25 protein-coding genes and 1 tRNA gene are annotated in these 23,093 nt (G+C 66.8%); 15 read left to right on the top strand and 11 right to left on the bottom strand.

Translation table 11 applies throughout. The features are described 5' to 3' along the window. Both ACORJG_RS08850 and ACORJG_RS08845 read left to right on the top strand, forming a co-directional pair. Positions 1–687, top strand: a complete 687-nt coding sequence (locus tag ACORJG_RS08850) for an HAD-IA family hydrolase (RefSeq protein WP_427788648.1) — start codon at positions 1–3, stop codon at positions 685–687. 9 nt (positions 688–696) lie between these two features. Beyond that, complete coding sequence (locus tag ACORJG_RS08845) at positions 697–1,458, top strand: ATP12 family chaperone protein (RefSeq protein WP_427788646.1); 762 nt, start codon at positions 697–699, stop codon at positions 1,456–1,458. Between the two features lie 54 nt (positions 1,459–1,512). Here ACORJG_RS08845 and ACORJG_RS08840 read toward each other — a convergent pair whose 3' ends face one another. Next, positions 1,513–2,271 (bottom strand): pseudouridine synthase, encoded by a 759-nt coding sequence (locus tag ACORJG_RS08840; protein ID WP_427788645.1) that lies wholly within the window; start codon positions 2,269–2,271, stop codon positions 1,513–1,515. A 310-nt stretch (positions 2,272–2,581) separates the two neighbouring features. Between ACORJG_RS08840 and ACORJG_RS08835 the strand changes: the two genes are divergently transcribed. Next, positions 2,582–3,073 (top strand): hypothetical protein, encoded by a 492-nt coding sequence (locus ACORJG_RS08835; RefSeq protein ID WP_427788643.1) that lies wholly within the window; start codon positions 2,582–2,584, stop codon positions 3,071–3,073. Here ACORJG_RS08835 and ACORJG_RS08830 read toward each other — a convergent pair. Beyond that, positions 3,070–3,708, bottom strand: a complete 639-nt coding sequence (locus ACORJG_RS08830; RefSeq protein ID WP_427788642.1) for a DUF938 domain-containing protein — start codon at positions 3,706–3,708, stop codon at positions 3,070–3,072. The two genes, ACORJG_RS08835 and ACORJG_RS08830, sit on opposite strands and share 4 nt — an antisense overlap. Before the next feature lie 211 nt (positions 3,709–3,919). On the opposite strand from ACORJG_RS08830, the gene ACORJG_RS08825 reads away from it, so the two are divergent. Both ACORJG_RS08825 and ACORJG_RS08820 read left to right on the top strand, forming a co-directional pair. Further along, entirely contained in the window at positions 3,920–5,764 is a 1,845-nt protein-coding gene (locus tag ACORJG_RS08825) for a phosphoenolpyruvate carboxykinase (GTP) (RefSeq protein WP_427788640.1), read from the top strand. 52 nt (positions 5,765–5,816) lie between these two features. Next, on the top strand, positions 5,817–6,839 hold the full coding sequence (locus ACORJG_RS08820; RefSeq protein ID WP_427788638.1) for an NAD(P)/FAD-dependent oxidoreductase: 1,023 nt from the start codon (positions 5,817–5,819) through the stop codon (positions 6,837–6,839). On the opposite strand, the gene ACORJG_RS08815 is transcribed toward ACORJG_RS08820, so the two are convergent. Continuing rightward, positions 6,836–7,576, bottom strand: coding sequence for a TonB family protein (locus ACORJG_RS08815; protein ID WP_427788636.1), 741 nt, complete (start codon positions 7,574–7,576; stop codon positions 6,836–6,838). The genes ACORJG_RS08820 and ACORJG_RS08815 overlap by 4 nt on opposite strands. Positions 7,577–7,724: 148 nt before the next feature. On the opposite strand from ACORJG_RS08815, the gene ACORJG_RS08810 reads away from it, so the two are divergent. Further along, positions 7,725–8,522, top strand: a complete 798-nt coding sequence (locus ACORJG_RS08810) for a transglycosylase SLT domain-containing protein (RefSeq protein ID WP_427788634.1) — start codon at positions 7,725–7,727, stop codon at positions 8,520–8,522. Between the two features lie 89 nt (positions 8,523–8,611). Then, entirely contained in the window at positions 8,612–9,763 is a 1,152-nt protein-coding gene (locus ACORJG_RS08805) for a DUF2336 domain-containing protein (RefSeq protein ID WP_427788633.1), read from the top strand. Positions 9,764–9,782: 19 nt separating this feature from the next. On the opposite strand, the gene ACORJG_RS08800 is transcribed toward ACORJG_RS08805, so the two are convergent. The 3 genes from ACORJG_RS08800 to ACORJG_RS08790 form a co-directional block, all read right to left on the bottom strand. Beyond that, positions 9,783–10,259, bottom strand: a complete 477-nt coding sequence (locus ACORJG_RS08800) for an Hpt domain-containing protein (protein WP_427788631.1) — start codon at positions 10,257–10,259, stop codon at positions 9,783–9,785. Positions 10,260–10,337: 78 nt separating this feature from the next. Next, complete coding sequence (locus tag ACORJG_RS08795; RefSeq protein ID WP_427788629.1) at positions 10,338–11,117, bottom strand: NAD kinase; 780 nt, start codon at positions 11,115–11,117, stop codon at positions 10,338–10,340. Between the two features lie 31 nt (positions 11,118–11,148). Continuing rightward, positions 11,149–12,261, bottom strand: a complete 1,113-nt coding sequence (locus ACORJG_RS08790; protein ID WP_427788628.1) for a DUF2336 domain-containing protein — start codon at positions 12,259–12,261, stop codon at positions 11,149–11,151. Between the two features lie 164 nt (positions 12,262–12,425). On the opposite strand from ACORJG_RS08790, the gene ACORJG_RS08785 reads away from it, so the two are divergent. From ACORJG_RS08785 to ACORJG_RS08770, 4 genes are all read left to right on the top strand, one after another. Continuing rightward, the gene (locus tag ACORJG_RS08785) at positions 12,426–13,187 is read left to right on the top strand and encodes a class II aldolase/adducin family protein (RefSeq protein ID WP_427788626.1); all 762 of its coding nucleotides are present in this window, start codon (positions 12,426–12,428) and stop codon (positions 13,185–13,187) included. 13 nt (positions 13,188–13,200) lie between these two features. Continuing rightward, positions 13,201–13,983, top strand: a complete 783-nt coding sequence (locus ACORJG_RS08780; protein ID WP_427788624.1) for a hypothetical protein — start codon at positions 13,201–13,203, stop codon at positions 13,981–13,983. Between the two features lie 109 nt (positions 13,984–14,092). Next, positions 14,093–15,241, top strand: coding sequence for an efflux RND transporter periplasmic adaptor subunit (locus tag ACORJG_RS08775; RefSeq protein WP_427788623.1), 1,149 nt, complete (start codon positions 14,093–14,095; stop codon positions 15,239–15,241). After that, positions 15,241–18,477: an efflux RND transporter permease subunit gene (locus ACORJG_RS08770; protein WP_427793001.1), complete on the top strand. Its 3,237-nt coding sequence runs from the start codon at positions 15,241–15,243 to the stop codon at positions 18,475–18,477. The genes ACORJG_RS08775 and ACORJG_RS08770 overlap by 1 nt, the downstream gene beginning before the upstream one ends. A gap of 81 nt (positions 18,478–18,558) precedes the next feature. Here the strand turns inward: ACORJG_RS08770 and ACORJG_RS08765 are convergent, their stop codons facing one another. The 3 genes from ACORJG_RS08765 to ACORJG_RS08755 form a co-directional block, all read right to left on the bottom strand. Beyond that, complete coding sequence (locus ACORJG_RS08765) at positions 18,559–19,101, bottom strand: c-type cytochrome (RefSeq protein ID WP_427788621.1); 543 nt, start codon at positions 19,099–19,101, stop codon at positions 18,559–18,561. Between the two features lie 90 nt (positions 19,102–19,191). Beyond that, the gene (locus ACORJG_RS08760) at positions 19,192–19,818 is read right to left on the bottom strand and encodes a TetR family transcriptional regulator (RefSeq protein WP_427788620.1); all 627 of its coding nucleotides are present in this window, start codon (positions 19,816–19,818) and stop codon (positions 19,192–19,194) included. A 96-nt stretch (positions 19,819–19,914) separates the two neighbouring features. Next, positions 19,915–20,115, bottom strand: coding sequence for a hypothetical protein (locus tag ACORJG_RS08755; RefSeq protein WP_427788618.1), 201 nt, complete (start codon positions 20,113–20,115; stop codon positions 19,915–19,917). A gap of 166 nt (positions 20,116–20,281) precedes the next feature. Between ACORJG_RS08755 and ACORJG_RS08750 the strand changes: the two genes are divergently transcribed. Continuing rightward, positions 20,282–21,031, top strand: a complete 750-nt coding sequence (locus tag ACORJG_RS08750; protein WP_427788616.1) for a TorF family putative porin — start codon at positions 20,282–20,284, stop codon at positions 21,029–21,031. Positions 21,032–21,041: 10 nt separating this feature from the next. On the opposite strand, the gene ACORJG_RS08745 is transcribed toward ACORJG_RS08750, so the two are convergent. Beyond that, positions 21,042–21,117 (bottom strand) — tRNA-Thr (locus tag ACORJG_RS08745). Positions 21,118–21,168: 51 nt separating this feature from the next. On the opposite strand from ACORJG_RS08745, the gene ACORJG_RS08740 reads away from it, so the two are divergent. After that, positions 21,169–21,519, top strand: coding sequence for a DMT family protein (locus ACORJG_RS08740; RefSeq protein ID WP_427788614.1), 351 nt, complete (start codon positions 21,169–21,171; stop codon positions 21,517–21,519). Positions 21,520–21,526: 7 nt separating this feature from the next. Here the strand turns inward: ACORJG_RS08740 and ACORJG_RS08735 are convergent, their stop codons facing one another. Then, positions 21,527–21,964 carry an HIT family protein gene (locus ACORJG_RS08735; protein WP_427788612.1) on the bottom strand — a complete coding sequence of 146 codons (438 nt, stop codon included), beginning with the start codon at positions 21,962–21,964 and terminating at the stop codon, positions 21,527–21,529. Positions 21,965–22,075: 111 nt separating this feature from the next. Here ACORJG_RS08735 and ACORJG_RS08730 point away from each other — a divergent pair, with 111 nt between their 5' ends. Then, positions 22,076–22,432: a phage holin family protein gene (locus ACORJG_RS08730; protein WP_427788610.1), complete on the top strand. Its 357-nt coding sequence runs from the start codon at positions 22,076–22,078 to the stop codon at positions 22,430–22,432. A gap of 72 nt (positions 22,433–22,504) precedes the next feature. Continuing rightward, the gene (locus tag ACORJG_RS08725; RefSeq protein ID WP_427788608.1) at positions 22,505–23,089 is read left to right on the top strand and encodes a DUF2239 family protein; all 585 of its coding nucleotides are present in this window, start codon (positions 22,505–22,507) and stop codon (positions 23,087–23,089) included. Positions 23,090–23,093 lie beyond the last annotated feature (4 nt).

Below are 23,093 nucleotides of genomic sequence, written 5' to 3'. Positions count from 1 at the left end.
ATGATCGCTTCCGATGCTCCGCTTGCCGTATTCGATATCGACGGCACACTGGTCGACAGCCGGGCCTCCATCCATCGCGCAGCCTGCGAAGCGGCTCAGGCGCTGGGCCTGCCAGAGCCGGAATATGACCGGGTGCGTCAGATTGTCGGCCTCAGCCTGCATCACGCCCTGCACGTACTTGAGCCGTCGCTGACAGACGCCGAACTGGCCGACTTCGTCGCGGCCTTTCAGGCCAGCTTCCGCGCCATGTATGAGGCGGGCCATGAAGAACCGCTCTATCCCGGCGTGATGCAGACGCTGCGGCGGTTGAAGCGGGACGGCTGGCGGCTGTCGCTGGCGACCGGCCAGAACCGGCGCGGCGTGGCCCGCAATCTGGCGCGGCCCGAATGGAGCGACCTGTTCCTGTCCAGCCACTGCGCCGAGGACGGGCCGGGCAAGCCTGACCCGGCCATGCTGCGCGCCGCCATGACAGCCTGTGGGGCCGATCTCGCCTCGACCGTCATGATCGGCGACACCAGCCACGACATCGCCATGGCGGTGGCGGCGGGCGTGCATCCGCTGGGCGTCGGCTGGGGCTTCCACACGGTGGAGGAACAGGCGGCGGCGGGTGCGCTGCACATCGCCGACGACTTTCCTGATCTTGAGGCGGCGCTGGACCGTTTCGCCTCGACCAAGCTTTTCGCCTAGAAGTCCGCCATGTCCCATATTCCTTCGCTTGATCCCAATGTCGCCGCCCAGAAGGGCTTTCGCGAATCCGAAGAGCGCATCCAGCGTTTCTGGAAGGTCGCCGAGGTCGAGGCGCGCGACGGCGGCTGGATCGTCGTGCTGGACGGCCGGGCGCCCAAGACGCCGGCCGGAAACGCCATCGTCCTGCCGACCGAGGCGGCGGCCCGGCTCGTGGCTGACGAATGGAATGCTCAAGGCGAGCACCTGATGCCGGGGACCATGCCCGCCACCCGTCTGGCCTCAACCGCCATAGACCGGGTCAGCCAGACGCGCGGACCCGTGGCGGAAGAGATCGCCCGCTACGCCGGGTCGGACGTGCTCTGCTATCTGGCCGAGACGCCGTCGGGCTTGATTGAACGCCAGCAGGCGGAATGGGGCCCGTGGCGCGACTGGGCCGCGCGCGAACTGGGTGTCGAACTGCACACGGTCGAGGGCATCATCCACCGCCCGCAGGCGCCGGAGGCTCTGGCGCGGGTCGAAGCGCTGGCGCTGGAGATGGACGACTTCGCCCTGACGGGGCTGGCGACGGCGGTGCCGCTGTTCGGCTCGGCGGTGCTGGGGCTGGCGGTGCAGCGCGGGGCGCTGTCGGGCGAGGCGGCGCTGACCCTGTCGCGTCTGGATGAGGCCTTCACCGAAGAGCGCTGGGGCGTGGACGAGGAAGCGGCGGCCCGCACCGATGCCCACCGCGCCGAGGCGACCCTGCTGCAGCGGTGGTTTGAAGCGTTGCGCTGACCTCTTTCTACCGCTGATCCCCGCCTCCGCGGGGATGAGTGGAATGTGGGGCGCTCAGCCCTTTAGCAGCGCCGCGCGCTCATCTGACGTCAGCATTCGCCAGCGGCCTTCCGGCAGGTCGCCCAGCTTCACCGGGCCGATGCGGATGCGGTAGAGGTCGACGACCTCCAGCCCGACCAGTTCGCACATCCGGCGGATCTGGCGGTTGCGGCCTTCGCGCAGGATGAAGCGCAGGCGCTGCGGCTCCATCTGGGTGACGCGGGCGGGCTTCAACTGGCGGCCGTCCAGTTTCAGCCCGTGGCGTAGCTTCGTCAGCCGCGCCTCGGTCACGGCGCCGGACACGCGGACCAGATACTCCTTGTCGAGGTCGGACTGCGGGCCGATCACCGCCTTGGCCACCACCCCGTCCGACGACAGCAACAGCATGCCGCGCGAATCCTCGTCCAATCGCCCAACCGGGGGCAGGGAGGCGTCGCGAGCGGGGGTCTCGCCCTCGCCGATCCTGTTGGCGGAGGTCAGCAGGCGCACGGCCGGAACCTTGCCTGGCTCGGGTTGGCCCGAGACATAGCCGACCGGCTTGTGCAGCAGGATGGCGACGCCCGCCGCCAGCGCGGCCTCGCCCGTGTCGTTCAGGGTCAGGGTCTGGCCCGGCTCGATCTTGCGGCCCGCGTCGCGCACGACCTCCCCGTCGATGCTGACCAGGCCTTCGGCGATCAGGCCTTCGGCCTCGCGGCGCGAACAGACGCCGCTCTGACCCAGCCACTTGTTGATGCGGACGGGCTCGGCGCCGTCATAGGTGCGGGTGAAGGCCATGGCCTGACTTGAGACTCTCCAGCGGTGCGATCGGCTGTGTAGAGCTCGCCTGCGCGTCGAGGCAAGGGCGGCGCCGCATCCGTCAGGTTCAGATTTTCCTGCACGCGGTTGAGTTCATGTTTGCACCGCCAAGTTGACCTTGAGCATCATAAGCCTATATCAGCAGTCACCCTGATGATTTTGCCGCGTTCGCTTCCGATTGATTCGGATTGCGACGTTTGCCGTGTTTGATCCGGTTGCGGCGTACAGGGCGGGACGATTTCTTGTAATCGTCTGCGAATATTGATCGATAACCTTTGAAGGAGACGTTTTGTACGCTCAAAACAAGTCCGCTGCCGCTCCCCGTTCTCGCCAATACGGCAACCGCCCTGCGCCCGCCCGCCTGCGCTTTGGTCTGATCATGCGCAAGGGCATGGATTTCGGCGAACTGGGCGACATGGAGACCGCCCTGCGCTTTGAAGGCGTGTCGCTGGCGCCGATCTCGACCGGCGACGGGAGTCTGGTTTCCGGCGGTCTGACGGTTCTGGCCACGGCGACGGCTGATGACATCAGCGGCGGTCGGGTTCAGGGCGTCGTTGTTCCGGGCGGCGTGGCCGATGAAGCCGGTCTGGTGCAGGTCAAGGCGCTGCTGAGCCTGGCCAAGGCGCAGGGCCTGCCGGTTCTGGCGTTCGCCGACGGCGTGGCTCTGGCGGCTGAAATCTTCGGTCAGTCGGCTGATGCGCCGGGCGCGGCCTTCCGCGATGGGAAGATCGCCCTGTTGAATGATCGCGCCGAACTCACGGCGGTGGTCGCCGCCATCTAAACGCGGCGGAAGATCAGGCTCAGATTGTTGGCGGGCATGGCTCGCCGCAGCGTCAGGGCCAGGCCGTGCGACCGGGCGAGCGTTTCGACCTCGCCCCGGTCGCGTAGCCCCCAGGCCGGATCGCGCCCCTTCAGGCTGTCGTCGAAGGCGGCGTTGGATGAGGCCAACGGAATCCCGGCTTCGCGATAGGGGCCGTATAGATACAACAGGCCGCCGGGGCGCGTCAGCGACCGCTCCGCCAGTTGCATCAGGCCCTCGGCCGCCGACCACGGGCTGATGTGGATCATGTTGATGCAGACGATGGCGTCCAGCGGGCCCGTGGGCCAACTGGCTTCGTCAAGCATGTCGACAGCCTGTGCGGGTTGCAGGTTCGCGGCGCCTGTCTGCGCTCGCCACGCCTCGATGCTGGCGCGGGCCTCTGGGCTCGGGTCGCTGGGCGTCCAGTTCAGGCCGGGCAGGGCTGTTGCCAAGGCCGCGGCGTGCTGGCCGGATCCGGCGGCGATTTCCAGCACCCGTCCGCGCGCAGGCAGATGGGCGCGCAGAATGTCCAGTATGGCCGCGCCATTACGCTCGGCCGCCGGCGAGAACAGACCGCCCTTCGGAAAACCGTCCGGCGTCGACTTTACAGAATCCATGCTCTTCACGCCGAAGGAGATAGCCCGCGCAGGGCCGTATGACGATTTAAATGTGCGTCCGGCGCGCGACGGCCGGATAACGGGGGAATGAAACGTGCAGCGGTTGACCTTACGTTCGCGCGGGTTCATTGGCCCGGTTACACAGCGTGATCAGCTTATGGCGTGACGGTGACGACAGATCGCCGCGCGCCCGTTCAGGAGAGAGCAAGACGTGACGCAATCGATTCCCGGACTCCATCCGGCGCCCACCGAACACAAGGGCCTTGTCGCCTGGGTCGAGCAGATCGCCGCCCTGACCAAGCCGGACCGTGTTCACTGGTGCGACGGCTCGGCCGCCGAGAAATCCGCCATCATCGCCGATCTGATCGGCAAGGGCACGCTGAAGGAACTGGATCAGGCCAAGCGCCCCGGCTGCTACTACGCCGCCTCGGATCCCAAGGACGTGGCCCGCGTCGAGAGCCGCACCTTCATCTGCTCGCAGGACGCCGACGACGCCGGTCCGACCAACAACTGGTCCGATCCGGTCGAGATGCGCGCCCGTCTGGACGGCCTGTTCGACGGCTGCATGAAGGGCCGCACCATGTATGTGGTGCCGTTCTGCATGGGCCCGCTGGGCTCCAGGATCTCCGCCCTGGGCGTCGAGATCACCGACAGCGGCTATGTCGCCGTGTCGATGGGCGTCATGACCCGCATGGGCAAGGCGGCGCTGGACCTGATGGGCGCTGACGGCGAGTTCGTCCCGGCGGTTCACACTTTGGGCGCCCCGCTGGCCGAGGGCCAAGCCGATGTGCCGTGGCCCTGCAACGACGACAAGTGGATCGTCCAGTTCCCGGAAACGCGCGAAATCTGGTCCTATGGCTCGGGCTATGGCGGCAACGCCCTGCTGGGCAAGAAGTGCTACGCCCTGCGCATCGCCTCGGTCATGGCCCGCGACGAAGGATGGCTGGCCGAGCACATGCTGATCCTCAAGCTGACCAGCCCTGAAGGCGTGGTGAAGTATGTCGCCGCCGCCTTCCCGAGCGCCTGCGGCAAGACCAACCTGGCCATGCTGCAACCGGCGCTGGACGGCTGGAAGGCCGAGACGGTCGGCGACGACATCGCCTGGATGCGCTTCGGCGACGATGGCCGCCTGTACGCCGTGAACCCGGAAGCGGGCTTCTTCGGCGTGGCGCCGGGCACCAGCCGCAACACCAACAAGAACGCGCTCGAGACGCTGACGCGCGACACCATCTTCACCAACGTGGCTCTGACCGCTGACGGCGACGTCTGGTGGGAAGGCCTGTCGAAGGAAGCGCCGGAAGGTCTGACCAACTGGAAGGGGCAGCCGCACGATCCTGCCTCGGGCGAGCTTGCCGCGCACCCGAACTCGCGCTTCGCCGTCTGGGCCGGTCAGTGCCCGTCCATCGCGCCTGAGTGGGAAGACCCCGCGGGCGTGCCGATCGACGCCATCCTATTCGGCGGTCGCCGCGCCTCGGCCGTGCCGTTGGTGACGGAAGCCTATGACTGGGAGCACGGCGTCTTCATGGGCTCGACCGTGGCGTCGGAAGGCACCGCCGCTGCCGAGAACAAGGTCGGCGAACTGCGCCGCGATCCCTTCGCCATGCTGCCGTTCTGCGGCTACAACATGGGCGACTATTTCGGCCATTGGCTGTCGATGGGCGAGAAGGCCGATGCGTCCAAGCTGCCGCGCCTGTTCTTCGTCAACTGGTTCCGCAAGAACGACGAAGGCAAGTTCGTCTGGCCGGGCTTCGGCGACAACGCCCGCGTGCTGAAATGGATCGTCCAGCGTCTGGAAGGTCAGGCTGAGGCCGTGGACACCCCGGTCGGCCGCGTGCCGTCCAAGGCGGCGCTGGACCTGTCGGGTCTGACGCTGACGGACGCCGACTTGCAGATCCTGCTGGACGTCGACGCCGACGTCTGGACCGAGGAAGCCGCCCTGATCCCCGCCTTCTACGAGAAGTTCGGCGATCGCCTGCCCAAGGCCCTGTGGAACCAGCACGCCGCCCTGACCAAGCGTCTGGAAGAGGCGCGCGCGGCCAAGCTGGCGGCTGAATAAAAGACCGTCCTCAACGGTTGAAATCGGGGCGCGGGAGGTCGAAGGACATCCCGTGCCCCTTTCTAATTCTCCTGAACCTTTCTTCGACGCCATTGTCATCGGCGCGGGCGCGCTGGGCCTGTGCGCGGCGGCGGAGCTGAGACGACGCGGACGCCGCGTGGCGGTGGTCGATCCGGGCGGCGTCAACGCCTCGGCCGTGGCGGCGGGCATGATCGCGCCCGCCATGGAATGCGCCATCGACGATCTGTCGCCCGAGGCGGCGCAGGTGCTGCGTCGCGCGCGCGACCTGTGGCCCGCCTTCGCAGAGGCGACGGGCGTGCGCCTGTATGGCGATCTGGCTGAATGGCGCGGCGGAAACGTCGCCGAACTGGCGGCGCGGATGGCGGCTCTGGGCTTTCAGCATCAGTATGACGCCGCCTCCGCGCGCCTGACGACGCCTGAGGACGCCAAGGTCGATCCGCCTCAGGCGCTGGCGGCGCTGGCGCAGGGACTGACGGTGATCGAAGCGCGGGCGCAGAGCGTGTCACGCGATGGGCAGGGCTGGCGGGTCGAGACGACGGCGGGCGCCGTGCGCGCGGAGCATCTGATTCTGGCTACCGGCGCTGATCCGGCGCTGGAGGGCCTGCCGCCTGAGGCGTGCGCGGCGGTCGCCCGCATCACGCCCATTCGCGGCCAGATCGGTCTGGTGAAGGAGAGGCTGGTCGATCACGTCGTGCGCGGGCCGGGCGCCTATGTCGCGCCGATGGGCGAGGGCAGCGTGATCGGGGCGACGATGGAGCCGGGCGAGCGGTCGACAACGCCCGACGCCGCGCGCTGCGAAGCCATGCTGGCCGCTGCATGGAAGGTGATGGATCAGGCGCCGCGCCCGCTGACGATCGACTGGCGCGCAGGGGTGCGGGGGACGACGCCGGACGGCCTGCCGATGGCGGGGCAAGTCGCGCCGGGCTTTCATGTCGCGCTGGGGCCGCGCCGAAACGGCTGGCTGCTGGGGCCGCTGATCGGCGCTGTCGTCGCCGATGCGATAGAGGGCCGGCCCGTCGCCGAGCCGACCCTCCATCCCTCGCGGTTCCTTTAATCCTTGGGCAGGTCGAAGCGGATGGCCATGGTGACGCGGGCGCCGTCGACCGCCTGACCGTCCACCGTGCGCGGGCTGAGCCGGAAGTAACGGCTCAAACTCACCGCCGCTCGGCCGAAGCCCTGATTGCCAGGCGTCTCGGACGTGACCGAGCAACCGGTCAGGCTGCCGTCCACCCGCACCAGACAGGACAGTTCGGCCACGCCGCCGATCCCACGCGCCTCGGCAGCGGACGGATAGGCCCGCATCATTTGATCCGCCGTCGGCTTCCGCACCCAGTCGGGCTGGGTGATGACGGGGGCGGGCTTGGGCGGCTCCTGTGCGACCGTGGTTCCCGTCGAAGGCTCGGCCGCCGGTTCGGTGAGGGTGATGAACGGCCCGGCGTCATGGCTGACCACGGGGGCGACTGGAACCTCGAGAGGGGCGACGTCGCTTGGCATGACCTGCGTCGGCCGATGGATCGGCGGCGTCGGCGCAGGTGAAGCCTTTGGCGGCGTTTCTGGCTTGGGCGGCAGCGGCGGTCGGATCAGCTCGATGACTGTGGGCGGCGGCTCGCTGGCTGCTGGCGGGATATCGGCCAGTTCGAACCGCTGGTGATAGAGCCATAGACCAGCGCCGACGTGGACCAGGGCCGAGGCGCCGATCATCGCCCACACCCATACAGGCAAGGGCTTCCTGTGCTGTTGGAAGTTGAGGGGGGTGACCACGCCGTGGCCCCCGGCGATACGCATCATCATGACTACGCGCCTCCTGTCGCAGGCCCTCCCCAGCGCCCACATGACGATGTTCGCGCTTGGGTTGCGGCCTTATTGTGGCGCTTCGAATTGTTAACGGCGAAGCTGGTCTGTTAATGTTTCGTTTACCGAGGTTAGCGACCGTTCACATATGACCGTGAAAGCGATTCCATCATCCGGCGGCGTGGAGGCGGCGATCCGGCGCGCCTCGACCTCGACCGGCGTGGATTTCGACTTTCTGATGAAGACCGCGCGCCGCGAAAGCGCGATGAACCCCAATGCGCGGGCGCCGACGTCTTCGGCCTCTGGCCTGTTTCAGTTCATCGAGCAGACCTGGCTGGGTACGGTGAAGCAGCACGGCGCCAAGCACGGCTACGGCCAGTATGCGGACCTGATCTATCAGGGCGGCGACGGGCGCTGGCAGGTGCGCGGATCGGCCCGCAATGTCGTGCTGGACCTGCGCTTCGATCCTCATGCCGCCTCGACCATGGCGGGCGAGCTGACGGCGTCGAACGCCGCCTATCTGCGCGGCCGCACGGGGCGTGAACCGGCGGCGGGCGATCTTTACGCCGCGCATTTCCTTGGCCCGGCGGGGGCGGCCAAGCTGCTGGAGGCGGTGCAGTCGCGACCACAGGCGAACGCCGCGGCTCTGTTCCCTGAAGCGGCGGCGGCGAACCGCTCGATCTTCTACCGTAACGGCCGTGCGGCGACGGCGGCCGAGGTTCACGCCAACCTGCAACGCACGGCGGGCGAGGCCATGCCTGCGCTGGGCGCGGGTTCAGGCAAGGCGGCGCCGGACCTCAGCGAAAAGGACCGGATGCTGGCCGCGCGCATGGATCGGTTGAAGCAGGATCAGAGCCTGCTGGCGCTGTTGCTGGGTCAGGACGGACAGGGATCGGGCGGGGGATTCGGCGGCGCTTTCGCTCCGCCTGCGGACAAGCTTACGTGACCAAGCTTTCGCCTCATTCCTAAGAGGCTGTTAACTATGTAACGCTACAGGTGACGATTGATTCCTCGCCAGCCGTGAGCCTTCGAGCCATGACCGCCTACCGCGCCAGACTGACGGAAAGCGACATCCGGCGCCTGATCAAGTCTGATCTGGAAGACGAGCGCGCGGCCGCCGCCCATAAGCTGTGCCGCAACATGGAACGCATGGCGCTGGACGATGTCGAGCGCGAGGCGGCGCAGAAGATCCTGCTGGTGCTGGCGCTGGATGCGGCGGAACTGGTGCGCCGGGCCGTGGCGGTGACGCTGAAGGCGTCCGACCTCATGCCGCGCGAAGCGGCGCGCCGACTGGCCGGGGATGTGGACAGCGTGGCCCTGCCCATCATCAACAGTTGCCCGGCCTTCACCGACGACGACCTGATCGAGATCGTGCGCGCCGGAACGGCACTACGGCAGGTGGCGGTGGCCTCGCGCCCGCGCGTGCCGCGCGACGTCGCGACCGTGCTGGCGTCCGAAGGCAGGCAGGAGGCGGTGGCCGCACTGGCCGCCAACGACAACGCCGACATGTCCGAGGCGGCGCTGGGCGTCGCCCTGGATCGCTTCAGCGACGCGCCCGAGGTGATTTCGGCCCTGGCCTATCGTCAGGTGTTGCCGCTGTCGGTGACGGAACGTCTGGTCGCCTTGGCCAGCGAAACGGTTCGCGATCATCTGGTCACGCATCACGCCCTGTCGCCGGAAACCGCCATTCAGCTGTCGGACTATGCGCGTGAGCGGGCGACGGTCGATCTGATCGATCAGGCATGCGGCGCGGATGATCTGTCCGGCTTTGTGGTCGGCCTGAACAACCGTCGGGCGCTGACGCCGTCGCTGCTGTTGCGGGCGCTGGCGAGGGGACAGATCGGCCTGTTCGAGCACGCGCTGGCCGAACTGGCGGGCACGCCGCATCACCGCGCCTGGTTGATGGTGCATGATGCGGGACCGCTGGGCCTCAAGGCGATCTATGACCGCGCGGGGATGCCGCCGCGCCTGTTCCAGGCCTTCCGCGCGGGGGTCGACACATGGCGCGCGCTTCACGCCGAGGGCGGCCATATGCGTGGGGATCTGTTCCGCCAGCGTATGCTTGAACGCTTTCTGAGTCAGAGGCCCGACGCGCCGCGCGAAGATCTGGCTTATCTGCTGGAGCGGCTGGATGCGCCGTCGGGCGCCGCGCGCCGTGACGTGATGGACGCCGCCAACGCAGCCTGACGGCGGCGCCCTTTACCTGTCAGCCCAGATGTTCGGCCACGCGGGCTTCCAGCGTCTCGACCAGATCGCGGCCGACGGGATGGTCTTCGGTCTGAATCCTGTCGCGCACCACGGCCTTGATGGCGTCGATGTGGGCGTCGACCACGGGTAGAGGCGCCTGCATGCGCTTTTCGGCGTCGTCCAGCATACGGCACAGCGATGCGGCGATCCGCGTGACCAGCGGATATTCATAGGTGGAGCCAAGACCCTTCAGGTCATGGGCGCGGAAATACAGGGCCTCGGCCGTTTCGGGGGTGTAGCCCTGAGCGCGGATGTCGGACTGGGCCTTGTCCAGCTTGGTCACTTCGTCGTTCAGCCACTGGCCGAACTGGGCCGACATGGCCTTCAGCGCTTCTTCGGCGCGGGCGATGGCGCTGGCGTCGATGCCGCCGAAGCCGCCGCCGACTTTTGCGCGCAGGGGATTGGGCGGGCGGATGAAGTGAGGTGGGTTGGCCACAAAGCGACTCCTGAACTGTAAAATCCAGTCTGGCCGGAGAGGCTTAAAAACCTGTGACGCTTGTCGAGGTCTTTCCGCTCAGGCGGCGAACTGCTCGGCCATGACCCGTTCTTCATAGGAGCGGCCCGCATCGAACAGCATGGTCAGGGTGATGTCGCGACGTTCGCGCACCTCGACGCGCGACACGCGGCGCACCTCGAAATTATCGGCGGTGGCGCTGACCGGGCGCTTGTCCGGCTCCAGCACGTCGAAGCGCACGCGCGCCGTGTGCGACAGCAGGGCGCCGCGCCAGCGTCGGGGGCGGAAGGCGCTGATCGGCGTCAGCGCCAGACTGGGCGCGTCCAGCGGAATGATGGGTCCGTGCGCCGAAAGATTATAGGCCGTCGACCCCGCCGGGGTCGCCACCAGACAGCCGTCGCAGGTCAGTTCTTCCAGCCGCACCTTTTCGTTGATGCTGATGCGCAGCTTGGCGCTCTGGCGGGTCTGGCGCAGCAGCGAGACTTCATTGATGGCCAGGCCGCTGTGGACCTGACCGCTGTCGACCCAGGCGTCCATCTGAAGGGGGTGCAGCACGGTGCGGTCGGCCTGCGCCAGCCGGTCCAGCAGGTCGTCTTCCTCATAGTCGTTCATCAGAAAGCCGACTGAGCCGCGGTTCATCCCATAGACCGGGGTGCGCAGCTGAAGATTGTTGTGCAGTGTTTCCAGCATGAAGCCGTCGCCGCCCAGGGCGACGATGACCTCAGCTTCCGCGGCAGGCACCGACCCATAACGCGCGCTCAGCCGTTTGCGGGCGTCTTCGGCCTCGGGCCGGTCGCTGGCGACAAAGGTGATGGCGGTGGGCAGGAAGGTCTGGGTCACGGCGCCACGCAAGCCGAGCCGGAGGGTCCTGTCAAACCTTCACATCAGCATCCGGCCCGATCAGGCGTCGGAATTCATAGGCCGCCTGCGCCGCAGGCCGCTGGGCCGGGCGGGCGTCAGCGCCGTCACGGTCGAGCGGACGCCCCTCATTCAGGCGCCGGACATCGCCCAGCAGCGCAGGCAGGGCGGCGCGGTCCAGTCCTGCCGCCATACAGGCCAGAAACAGCGGGCGGGCGCTGTCCGCCTGCAGGGCGCGGCGCAGCATTTCGACATCCAGACGGCTGAGCAGGCTGAGGGCGTGCAGGAACAGCGGCAGCCTGTCCTCTCTCAAGGCGCGGATCAGGGCGGCGGGGCGCAACTGGTCCGCCGCGTGCAGCTTGGCCGCCAGCCGGGCGGCGGCCTGTTCCTGATTATCCTCCATGGCGCTGTCGGAGGCGTGGGCGACGGCTTCGGCCAACCGGGCTTCGTCCAGGCTGAAGCGCTGGCAGATCGCCTGCTTCAGCGCCTCGCCGACCCATTGATAGAGGCGCAGGGCCAGGGTCTCGCTCAACCCCGGATGGCGCGTCAGCGGTGCGCGCAAGGCGGCCACCGTGCGCGCCTTGTCGACCAGGCGGGTGATGTCGCCCTGATCCAGACGCGCAGTACGGTTAGCGGCCAGCGCCGTCATGACGGCCGGATCGGCGGCGTCCAGTATGGCCCGGCCGACGGGGGCGGGCAGGCCGGGTCTGAGGGCGATCTGAATCTGATGATCCCGCGACGCGTGACACAGCAGGTGCAGCAGATCGGCATCGTTCAGCAGAGGACTGGCGGCGATCACCGGTCGGGCGATCTCGACAGCGTCGGCGGCCAGTTCTCGGATCAGGCTGACGGGCGCCCATGCGGCGTCAGCCAGCCGTTCGGACAAGGCGCGGCGGATGTCCTGTTCAGCCTCGCGCACCATGATGGTGAAGATTTCGGTCAGGCCGACCGGGGCGCGGGCCTCGCCTCCGACCGTCTGGTAGATGTCGGCCAGCCCCAGCAACAGGGTCTGGCGTTCGGGCGGCGAACGCCGCGCCGCAAGGGGAATCAATTGGTGCAGGTCCGCCAGCGGCAGGGCTTCATGCGACGTAGGGGCGGCGAGCGTCCTGACCGGGTCCAAGTTCACGCCTTCTCCAACAGAAGCGACGGGCGGCGAAGCACGGTCCGCTGACATCCAGCTTGGCTGTTGACGATGAAAACGAGGTTAATGAAATCTTGGTTTTGGGCGGTATTGACGGCTGACCTGCACGGGGGGAGGCTCAAGGTGAACATTGATAGGGAACGGTCTTCATGACGGATGCAGCGCAGTCGTTGAAATCCCAGGTGTCCGAGGCGGAGTGGAAGGCGCGGGTCGAGCTGGCGGCGCTTTATCGTCTGGTGGCGCTGCATGGGTGGGACGACATGATCTTCACCCACATCTCGGCCCGTGTACCGGGACCTGAGCATCACTTTCTCATCAATCCCTACGGCTGGTATTTCGATGAGATTACAGCGTCTTCGCTGGTGAAGGTCGATCTGGACGGCAATGTGGTTCAGGACACGACCAGCTTCATCAATCCGGCTGGTTTCACCATCCACTCCGCCGTCCATGCCGCCCGTGAAGAGGCGCATTTCGTCATCCATCTGCATACGGTGAATGGCGTCGGCGTCGCCGCCCAGAAGGATGGTCTGCTGCCCATCAGCCAGAACGCCTGCCTGTTGCAGCATCAGGTCGCCTATCATGGTTATGAAGGTCTGGCGCTGAACCATGACGAGCGCGAACGTCTGGTGGCCGATCTGGGCGACAAGCCGCTGATGCTGCTGCGTAATCACGGCACCCTGGCGGTCGGGAATACGGCGGCCGAGGCGTGGGTCGGGATCTTCTTCCTTGAGCGCGCCTGCGCCCAGCAGGTGGCGGCCCTGTCGGCCGGACGCGACAATGTGCTGATCGCGCCTGACGCGGCCCAGGCCGAGACGAAGGAGCAGGGCAGGGGCATCGTCTTTGTGTCATCCCTGGCCTGGCCGGGGGCGCTGCGTCAGCTTGAGCGGAAATCGCCCGGCTACGACATTTAGAAAAGGCGGGGCCGTGGGGGGGAAGCGCGGCGTCGGTCTTGTGGCGGGGGTGATGGCGTTGTCCTCGGCCGGGGCCGCCTGCGCCGGAGCATGGAGCCCGGCTAAGGGCCATGGCGAGGTCATCGTCAAATATGAGGATATGCGCACGGACAGGGCTCTGGACGCCGGCGGCGGCCGGGTTGATCTGCCGGGCGGACGCCGGGATGTTTCGGCCAGCGTCCTGATCGAATACGGGCTGACCAATCGTCTGACCCTTCAGGTCAAGGGCGAGTGGCAGGACGGTCAGGACGCATGGATCAACTATCAGGGGCGCGGGCCGGTGGAGGCGGGCGTGCGGTGGCAGGCCTATCGCGACGATCGCAATGTCGCGGCTGTCTATGTGGGCCATGCGCGGGGCGGCGTGGGGCGCAATGCGGGTTATGCGCCGCCCGGTGAGGGAGACAGCGATGTCGAGGCGCGCCTTCTGGTCGGACGGTCCTTCGGCCCGGGGCCGTGGCTGGCTCGTGACGGCTTCGTGGAGGTTCAGGCGGCGCGTCGCTGGCGTGCGGGATTGCCGGACGAGACCAGGGTGGACGCCACGGCGGGCCTTCACCTCAATTCCGATTGGATGGTGATGGCGCAGGCCTTTGCAGGCGCGGCGGATGGCGATGGTTCGGCGCGCTGGTTGTCGGTCGAAACGTCTGTGGTTCGCCGGTTCGGCGACTGGCGTCTTCAGGCGGGATGGCGCCAAACGGCAGGCGGGCGTGAAATTCCTGCGGGAAGGGGCCCGGTCATCGGAATCTGGAAACGATTTTAGTCGGGTTTTCCGCGACGGAATCTGAGGTTCTCCACGTTACAGATACGTTATTTGCGTAACGGCGGTGACCCGTTAAGCGGGGGGCTTGTTGTCGGGGAGACTGCGTCGCGTGTTCAAACGCCATTTTTTCATTATCGCCGCGGCCTGTTTGTTGGGGCTGATGGTTCTGGCGGCGATCCTCAAGATCGCTTTCAGCGGCGGCGACGCAGCCGGTCAGCATGGTCCGGGGGGACCGGGCGCCGGACGTGGCCAGGTGGTCGCCGAGGTCGTCGCCGGCCGTCGTGAGTTCGCCGACCAGATTCGGGTGCTGGGCGTCGCGCGCGGGCGTCGTTCGGTCAACATCACGTCGAACACCACGCAATTGGTGACCCAGGTCATGTTCACCGACGGCCAGAGGGTCGAGGCGGGGCAGGCGCTGGTGGAGTTGTTGGCGCGTGAGGAAGACGCCGATCTGATCCGCGCCCGCGCCCAGCTGGAAAACGCCCAGCGCGAATATGACCGTTATCGCATTCTGGCCGAGCGCGGCGTCGCGCCGCGCGTCATGGCTGAAACCGCCGAGACATCGCTGAAGACCGCTCAGGCGGCGGTCGCGGCATCGGAAGCCCGTCGCGGCGACCGCGTTCTGCGTGCGCCGTTCGCCGGTATTCTGGGCCTGACCTCGGTGACGCCCGGCACGCTGATCTCGCCGGGCTCGGTCATCACCACGCTGGACGACATCAGCGGCGTTCGCGTCGATTTCCCGCTGCCGGAGCGCTATCTGGGGGTTCTGCCGGTCGGGGCGCCGATAACGGCGACCTCGGACGCCTTCCCCGGTGAAGAGTTCAACGGCCGCATCGCCCTGTTGGACACGCGCGTCAACGAACAGACGCGCGCTGTCATCGCCCGCGCCGAGTTCCCCAACCCCGGCAATCGCATCCGTCCCGGCATGATGATGCGGGTTTCGGTGCATCAGGGCCGTCGTCAGAGCCTGGCTGTGCCGGAAGCCTCTGTTCAATATGAAGGCCAGGGCGCATTCGTTTACCGTATCGCGCGCGGCGAATCCGGCGCGACCGCCCAGCGTGTTGAAGTCCAGACCGGCGCGGTCGAGGGCGGCTATGTCGAGATCGTCTCTGGCCTTGGCAATAACGACCGTATCGTCGCCTCGGGCCTGAACCGCATCCAGCCGGGCGCCCCTGTGCGCGTCGAAGGCGAGGGGGGCCGGATTCAGGGCAATCCGACGAAGGGCGACGCGCCTGCGCCGCAGGCGGCCCGCAAATGATGCTGTCTGATGTTTCGGTTCGCCGTCCCGTCTTTGCGGCGGTGGCGGCCATCGTGCTGTGCGTTATCGGTCTGGCGGCTTTCTTTTTCCTGCCGGTGCGGGAACTGCCGGATGTCGATCCGCCGATCGTATCGGTCAGCACCAGCTATGCCGGCGCCTCGGCCGAGGTGATCGAAAGCCGGATCACCGAGCCGATCGAGCAGCAGATCGCTGGCATTCAGGGCGTCAAGCGCATCAACTCGACCAGTCGCGACGGTCGCTCCAATGTGAACATCGAGTTCTCGCTGGACCGTAATATCGACGACGCCGCCAACGATGTGCGCGACCGTATCTCGCGCGTGCTGGGCCGTCTGCCGGATCAGGCCGACCCGCCGGAAGTGGCCAAGGCTGACTCTGACAGCCAGCCGATCCTCATCATGTTCCTGCGCTCGACCACGATGGACCGGCTGGAGCTGACCGATTACGCCCGCCGTTATCTGGTGGACCGTTTCGCCACCGTGCCGGGCGTCGCTCAGGTCAACATCTTTGGCGAGCAGCGCTACGCCATGCGTATCTGGCTGGATGCCGGGGCCATGGCGGCGCGCGGTCTGACCGTCACCGACGTCGAAACCGCCCTGAATAACCAGAACGTCGAACTGCCTGCCGGTTCGCTGGAGTCGGCGCAGAAGGACTACACCGTCCGCGTGGCGCGCAACTACGCCGACCCGGCCGACTTCGCGCAACTGCCGATCGGCACGCGCGGTTCGGCCTCGACCGCAACGGGGGCGCAGGCGTCAGGCACCCTGGGCGCGGCCACGGCGGCCATGACCAACGGCGTCACCGGCGCCCTTATCGGCAACGCCGCCTATGTCACCCGACTGGGCGACATCGCCCGCATCGAAGAGGCTCCCGCCGAAGCGCGGCGCCTGTTCCGCGGCAACGGCATGGACCAGATCGGCCTGGCCGTCACCCGTCAGGCCCAGTCCAACGATCTTGAAATCTCCAAGGGCGCCCGCGCCTTGATGGAGGAAATGAGCCACAGCCTGCCGCCCGGCACGACGCTGGAAGTCGGCTCGGACAACTCGGTCTTCACCTCCCACGCCATCGACGAAGTGTGGGTGACGATCGGTATCTCCATGGCTCTGGTGGCCCTGGTCAACTTCATCTTTCTGGGCAGCCTGCGGGCGGCGATCATCCCGTCGGTGGTGGCGCCGATCTGCCTGCTGGCGACCTTCATCGTCCTGGCCCCGCTGGGCTTTTCGCTGAACCTGCTGACGCTGCTGGCGCTGGTGCTGGCCATCGGCCTGGTCGTCGACGACGCCATCGTCGTGGTCGAGAACATCCAGCGCCGTCTGGACAACGGCGAGCCGCCGCTGGTGGCGGCCGAGCGGGGGGCGCGTCAGGTCTTCTTCGCCGTTGTGGCGACGACCATCGTGCTTCTGTCGGTGTTCGCGCCCCTGCTGTTCCTGCCGGGATATGTCGGGCGTCTGTTCGTCGAACTGGCGGCGGCCATTGCGGCTGCCGTGGCCTTCTCGGCCTTCCTGGCGCTGAGCCTGTCGCCGATGCTGGCGTCCAAGATACTGAAGCCGGCGCACACCGGCGGATGGGTCGCGCGTCACGTGGATGCGGGCATGGATGCGCTGAAGCGGTCCTATGCTGCGTCTCTGGACGCCCTGCTGGGTCGCCGGGTCGCCGTAGGCGGCGTGGCCGCCGTCATCGTGCTGGTGGCCGCCGGCGCCACGGGCATCTTCCTGCACCTGCCCAATGAACTGGTGCCGAATGAGGATCGCGGCCGCGTCACCCTGCGTATCGCCGGACCGGAAGGCACGGGCTTTGACTATACCCGCGAGATCATGCTGGGTCTGGAACCGATGCTGGCCGAGTATCGTGCGAACGGCGAAGCGGCCAACTTCATGATCTCGTCGCCGGGCTTCGGCGGTTCGGGCTTCAGTTCAGGCAGCGCGGTCATGAACCTGTCTGACTGGTCAGAGCGCAGCCGCTCGGCCGACCAGATCGCCCAGGAACTGAACGGCAAGCTGCGCAATCAGACGGGCGCACAGGTCAACGCCTCCACGCCGGGCGCCTTCCAGCGCGGCGGCGGCAATTCCAATTCGGTAGAAATGATCGTCACGGGGGCTGAGTACTCGGCGATCTACAACTGGCTGCAGCCCATTCTGGCGGCGGCGCAGGAAAACCCTGGCTTCTCGCGTCCGCGCCTGAACTATGAGCCGAACGCGCCGCGCCTGCTGGTCGATGTCGATCCGCAGAAGGCCGCTGCGCTGGGCGTTTCGTCGCAACAGATCGGCCGCACCCTTGAGACGATGTTCGGTTCGCGCCGGGCCACGACCTACATCAAGGGCGGTCAGGAATACGACGTCATCCTGCAGACCGACCGCGATCACCGCCGAGAAGTGACGGATCTCGAGGCGCTCTATGTCTCGACCGGCACGGCGCAGCTGATCCCGTTGTCTGCCGTGGTCACGACCAAGACCTCGGGCGATACGCCGGATCGTCGCCGTCTGGACCGTCAGCGGGCGATCACCCTGCAGGCCGATCTCAACCCCGGAACGACCATCGACGATGCGGTGCAGTTTCTGAACGCTGAGGTGGCCAAACAGCCGCAGGGCGTGGCCAACATCCGCTGGGGCGGCGCCGCCCGCGACCAGCAGGAGGCGGGCAGCGCCGTGGGCTGGGCCTTCGCCCTGGCCCTGCTGCTGGTCTTCCTGGTGCTGGCGGCCCAGTTCGAGAGCTGGATCACGCCTGCGGTCATCATGCTGACGGTGCCGCTGGCGGCGGCTGGCGGGCTGTTCGGCCTGTTGATGGCGGGCTCCAGCCTGAACATCTACAGTCAGATCGGCCTGATTATCCTGATCGGCGTGGCGGCCAAGAACGGCATCCTGATCGTGGAGTTCGCCAACCAGCTGCGCGATCAGGGCCGCAGCATCCGCGAGGCCATCATCGAGTCGGCGTCTCTGCGCCTGCGCCCGATCATCATGACTTCGATCGCCACGGCCTTCGGCGCCCTGCCGCTGGTGCTGTGGCAGGGGGCGGGCGCTGGCAGCCGTCAGACCATCGGCGTGGTGATCTTCACCGGCGCCATGTTCGCCACGGTGTTGACCCTGTTCGTGGTGCCGGTGATCTATGGCGTGCTGGCGCGCTTCACCAAGTCGCCGGAATACACCGCCCGCAAGATCGAGGAATGGGAGGCGCAGGAGAAGCGTCAGGGCCTCGAGCCGGACATGAGCCCGGCGGAATAAGCCGCGACTTCTGTCGTTGCAATGCGAAGGGCGGCGGACCTTGGTCCGCCGCCCTTTTGCTTGTCTGATTTCGGCGTGACCTTATCCGCCCTGCGGCTTGAAGCCCGTCTCGACCTTCAGGAAGGCGATGATGTCGCGGCGGTCCGTGGCGTCGGGCAGACCGGCGAAGCTCATTTTGTTGCCGGGCAGGAAGGAGCGAGGGTTCTGCAGCCAGTGGTCCAGCGTCTCTGCATCCCAGGTGAAGCCCGCCGTGCGCATGGCGTGGGAATAGCTGTATTTTTCGCGCGCGCCCGCCGCGCTGCCGAAGACGCCATACAGGTTCGGGCCCGTCATGTTCGGCCCGCTCGGCGTGATGGTGTGGCACGAGCGGCAGCGGGCGAAGGCGCGGCGGCCGTTCTCCAGATCGCCCTCATTATAAGGCGCGGGCAGGGACGCCAGCATGGCGACCTTCTCAGCCTCGGTCGGCAGTTGAGGCTTGGGCGTTTCCGGCCTGGCGCTGTCGGATGCTGCGTCGCCTGTCGTCTCGGCGCCCTGACCGCAGGCGGCAAGGCCCAGCGCGGCGGCCAGCGCGATGGCCGGGCCTGCGGCGCGGCGGATCGAGGGGACGGTCGAAAGACGGGACATGACGCACTCCTTGGCCAACGGCCATGCTTTAGCCCATGAGGGCGCCGTCGCAATGGACAGCTTGTCCACCCTTTGCGGGGCAGGGACGTTTCAGCGCCCGGTGGTCAGCTTCACGACGATGTGGGCGGTGGTGTCGATGATGGCCTCGGGCGTGTCGGCGCGGCGCATCAGTTCAAACCCGGCGGCCACGGACTCCACCAGATTGGCCGTTTCATAGGACGTCAGGCGTGGGTTCAGGCCTTTGGGGTGCAGGCCGCCCGCATGGGCCTGGGCGATGCGTCGCTCCAGCGCCAGGTGAAGACGGCGCAGGCGTCGGATGCGGCTTTCGGCGAAGGCGGGCTCGCCCATGTCGGCCAGCATATGTTCGACCCGCAGCACCGGGCCGTGGTCGCTCCATAGGGCCAGCACCTCCAGCACATAGGCGCGGGCCGCCTCAAAGGCTTGATCGCCGGACCAGTCTGCGTGGATGTGGGCGGACAGTCTCTGGAAGTCCTCGCCCGCCTCTTCACATAGCAGCAGCAGACCTTCCTCGACCGAGGCGAAGTATGTGTAAAAGGTCGGCGCCGACACTCCTGCCGCCGCCGCCACATCGGCCGGACGGATTTCGCCCAGGTGCCGCGTGTTCAGCAGGGCGCGCAGGGCGTCGAGCAGGGCGCGCCGTGTGCGGGCGCCCCGCGTGCGGATTTTGTGACCCAGTTTATTGGTCGTCTCAGACATGGGGAGGGGCGACACGAGAGGCGGCAGGACAAGACGCGACGACACATCGGGCGCGCTTTCCGAAGGATATTCAGGCCTAGCGGCTTCTGCTGGGGCCTACAAGCGCGGCAGGCGCTCGGGGCTGGGACTTCGACCTTGGTCCAATCCCTCGGCCAGCTGGTCCAGACGGTCGCTCAACTGGCTCATCTGTTCGTAGAGGAAAGCCATCTCTACGCAGACATCGCGCAGTTCGCCCGATGCCGCCGTGAATGAGCGGCTCAACCACAGGATTGCGCGGTCCTGACAATACTCCGACATGAAGCCTGTCTCCTTATGGGAAACCCTGAATGGACACACGCAATAGTTGTGCAAATTGCAGGTCAGGCCCGTTTGTGTTGCTGGGACGGTTTAAGCCGCCATCAAGCTTTGCCTTTCAGTATCCCGGAATTACGAGGTGCTCAGGATGGTGCAGGGGGCTGCGGGAATGCGGGGATCCAAGGGGGATAAAGGCCGTCGCCAACCGATGGGCTGGCGCCTTGGCGTCCCATGTCTGGCGGCTCTGGCCGTGGCGACTGCGGGCGGTTCAGCGCAGGCTCAGGCGTCTCAAGCGCACGGCCCGTCTGTGGCGGTCACAGCGGCGGTCAGCACGGACTTCGTCTCTCGCGGCATCAGCATGAGCGATGGCGATCCGGCTGTTTCTCTGGGCGTGGATGTCTCGCAAGGGTTGTTTTACGTCGGCGCATGGGCAGGCAACGCCTCATTCGCCGGAGACCCGGACACCAAGGCTGAGATCGACCTCTATGTCGGCGCGAGGCCGACCTTTGCCGGCTTCGACTGGGATCTCAGCCTGGCGCACTACGTCTTTGCCGGGCAGCCCTCGGGCGCGGAGTATGACTTTTCAGAAGTGCGGGCCAAGGCCACGCGCCAGGTGGGGTCGGTGGCGCTGGGCGCTCTTGTCTATTGGTCGCCGGACTTCTTCGGCGCCGAGGAGAAGCAGGGGACCTATATGGAGCTGAACGGCGCCATCCAGCCGGTCGAGCGTTGGACGGTCTCGGGGGCGATTGCGCGGCAGCAGGTCTCGTCTGACGCGGACTACAACACCTGGAACCTGGGTGCGACCTGGGGGATGACGCCGAAACTGTCGCTGGATGTGCGCTATTACGACACGGACGCCCATCGGTTGGACGATATCTACGCCAGCCGTGTCGTGGCCAGTCTGGCGGCGGCTTTCTGAGCCGGAGTGATGGTGCCGGTTGCAGGAATCGAACCCGCGACCTTCGGTTTACAAAACCGCTGCTCTACCAGCTGAGCTAAACCGGCGTGGCCCGCCTTATGCTGGTGGAATCTGTTTGACGCAAGCATAGTAATCGAATGCCGACGCTGCCTTACCTCGCGCCCATCGTCATGCTGGCGCTATCCAACGTTTTCATGACCTTCGCCTGGTATGGCCATCTGAAATTCGGGGCCAAGCCGCTGTGGATCGTGGTCCTGATCAGCTGGGGCATCGCCTTTTTCGAATATTGGCTCGCCGTGCCCGCCAACCGCATCGGCCATCAGGTCTATTCAGCGGCCGAGCTGAAGACCATGCAGGAGGTGATCACCCTGCTGGTCTTCGCCGTGTTCTCGGTCGCCTGGCTGGGCGAAAAGCTGACGGTGAATCACCTGGTCGGCTTTGTGCTGATCGCGGGCGGCGCCTTCTTCATCTTCAAGGGACCGCTCTGACGGGTGGTCAGGCCAGTTCGGCCGCGATCTTTGCGGCAAGGGCTTTCAGCTGTTCGGCGTCGGCCATGGGGGCGTGGCCGTGGCCCTTCATCGGGCGGTCGGCCCAGCGCGGCACGATGTGGAAATGCAGGTGGAAGACCGTCTGGCCGCCCGCGTCGCCGTTGAACTGCATCAGGCTGAGGCCCTCGGGCTTCAGCGCTTTTTCGACCGCGCGGGCGGTGCGCTGAACGGCGGCAGTCAGCTTGGCCAGCGCCTCCGGCTCGATCTCAAGGATGTTGCGGGCGGTCGAGGTCTTGGAGATGACCAGGACATGGCCCTCGGACTGCGGAAACACGTCCATGAAGGCCAGAACGTCGTCGTCCTCCCACACCTTCACGCTGGGCATGTCGCCGCGCAGGATCTTGGCGAAGATGTTGTCCGGGTCGTAGGCGCCGTGAAGGCTCATGGGGGTCTCCTTCGGGGTAGGGCGATCAGCCTAGCAGGCGATCTCGCCTGACGCACGGAGCGGAACGCCGCCCCATGCGCTTATATGGTCAAGGTAACTGTTGGAGGCGTTATGCTGGGTTTCATTCTTCAGGCTGTGATCACGGCCATCGGCCTCTGGGCTTCGTCAAAGGTCGTGCCGGGGGTGGATTTCGCCTCGAACGGCTCCCTGATCGCGGCGGCGGTCATTCTGGGCGTGGTCAACGCCTTCGTGCGGCCGTTGATGGTGCTGCTGACCCTGCCGTTGACCATCGTCACCTTCGGCCTGTTCCTGCTGGTGGTGAACGCCGCCATGATCGGCCTGACATCGCTGTTTCTGGATGGATTCACCGTCAACGGACTGTGGGCGGGCATCGGCGCCGCCATCGTCACCGGCGTCGTCAGCTGGATCGCAGGCAGTCTGTTCGGCGAGATGGACAGACGTCGTTAAATTTATCCGGGTAATATTGACGAGATCGGATCGCGCGGATAAGGGCGTCGGCATCATACGGGACTGGATGCGATGACGACGCTCTATACGGCCTTTGACGGTCACAGCATGGTTGCGGCCGGGCCGCTGGCGCAGGTGGCGGCCGCGGTGAAGGCCGCCCATGACGCAGGCCGCACGGTGCTGGTCTTTGATGATGCGGATGCGCGTCCGGTCGAGCTGGATTTGCGCGGCGATCTGCGGGCGGTGCTGCAACGCCTGCCGACGGCGCCGCCCGCAGCGGACGACGGGGCGCCGGAAAGGCGTGGGCGCGGCCGCCCGAAGCTGGGCGTCACGGCGCGCGAAGTCACCCTGTTGCCACGTCACTGGGACTGGCTGGCGTCACAACCGGGCGGGGCGTCTGTGACGCTGCGCAAACTGGTCGAGGCGGCTCTGCGCGAGGCGGAAGGTCCGGATCGCGCCCGTCTCAGTCGTGAGGCCGCCTATCGGTTCATGACGGCCGTGGCGGGCGATCTGCCCGGCTATGAAGAGGCGGTGCGGATGCTGTTCGCGGGCGACTGGACGCGTTTTGACGAACAGACGCAGGCCTGGCCCGCCGATGTGCGCGACTATGCCCGGCGTCTGGCCGAGCCGGGATGGCGAAACGGCCAGGGGCGTTAGTTCG

This window comes from Brevundimonas diminuta (assembly GCF_050310045.1).
GTDB classification, from domain to species: domain Bacteria; phylum Pseudomonadota; class Alphaproteobacteria; order Caulobacterales; family Caulobacteraceae; genus Brevundimonas; species Brevundimonas diminuta_F.
The sequence above is the reverse complement of the archived record's forward strand: the minus strand, read 5'-3'. Positions and strand labels throughout refer to the sequence as shown.

What these genes read in the sequence shown, in the direction of transcription:
- ACORJG_RS08840 (WP_427788645.1), bottom strand. Translation starts at nt 2,271, where the DNA reads ATGGCCTTCACCCGCACCTATGACGGCGCCGAGCCCGTCCGCATCAAC.
- ACORJG_RS08830 (WP_427788642.1), bottom strand. Translation starts at nt 3,708, where the DNA reads ATGGATTCTGTAAAGTCGACGCCGGACGGTTTTCCGAAGGGCGGTCTG.
- ACORJG_RS08735 (WP_427788612.1), bottom strand. Translation starts at nt 21,964, where the DNA reads ATGAGCCTTCACGGCGCCTACGACCCGGACAACATCTTCGCCAAGATC.
- ACORJG_RS08850 (WP_427788648.1), top strand. Translation starts at nt 1, where the DNA reads ATGATCGCTTCCGATGCTCCGCTTGCCGTATTCGATATCGACGGCACA.
- ACORJG_RS08815 (WP_427788636.1), bottom strand. Translation starts at nt 7,576, where the DNA reads ATGATGATGCGTATCGCCGGGGGCCACGGCGTGGTCACCCCCCTCAAC.
- ACORJG_RS08760 (WP_427788620.1), bottom strand. Translation starts at nt 19,818, where the DNA reads ATGTCTGAGACGACCAATAAACTGGGTCACAAAATCCGCACGCGGGGC.
- ACORJG_RS08785 (WP_427788626.1), top strand. Translation starts at nt 12,426, where the DNA reads ATGACGGATGCAGCGCAGTCGTTGAAATCCCAGGTGTCCGAGGCGGAG.
- ACORJG_RS08725 (WP_427788608.1), top strand. Translation starts at nt 22,505, where the DNA reads ATGACGACGCTCTATACGGCCTTTGACGGTCACAGCATGGTTGCGGCC.
- ACORJG_RS08765 (WP_427788621.1), bottom strand. Translation starts at nt 19,101, where the DNA reads ATGTCCCGTCTTTCGACCGTCCCCTCGATCCGCCGCGCCGCAGGCCCG.
- ACORJG_RS08755 (WP_427788618.1), bottom strand. Translation starts at nt 20,115, where the DNA reads ATGTCGGAGTATTGTCAGGACCGCGCAATCCTGTGGTTGAGCCGCTCA.
- ACORJG_RS08845 (WP_427788646.1), top strand. Translation starts at nt 697, where the DNA reads ATGTCCCATATTCCTTCGCTTGATCCCAATGTCGCCGCCCAGAAGGGC.
- ACORJG_RS08750 (WP_427788616.1), top strand. Translation starts at nt 20,282, where the DNA reads ATGCGGGGATCCAAGGGGGATAAAGGCCGTCGCCAACCGATGGGCTGG.
- ACORJG_RS08805 (WP_427788633.1), top strand. Translation starts at nt 8,612, where the DNA reads ATGACCGCCTACCGCGCCAGACTGACGGAAAGCGACATCCGGCGCCTG.
- ACORJG_RS08810 (WP_427788634.1), top strand. Translation starts at nt 7,725, where the DNA reads ATGACCGTGAAAGCGATTCCATCATCCGGCGGCGTGGAGGCGGCGATC.
- ACORJG_RS08770 (WP_427793001.1), top strand. Translation starts at nt 15,241, where the DNA reads ATGCTGTCTGATGTTTCGGTTCGCCGTCCCGTCTTTGCGGCGGTGGCG.
- ACORJG_RS08740 (WP_427788614.1), top strand. Translation starts at nt 21,169, where the DNA reads ATGCCGACGCTGCCTTACCTCGCGCCCATCGTCATGCTGGCGCTATCC.
- ACORJG_RS08730 (WP_427788610.1), top strand. Translation starts at nt 22,076, where the DNA reads ATGCTGGGTTTCATTCTTCAGGCTGTGATCACGGCCATCGGCCTCTGG.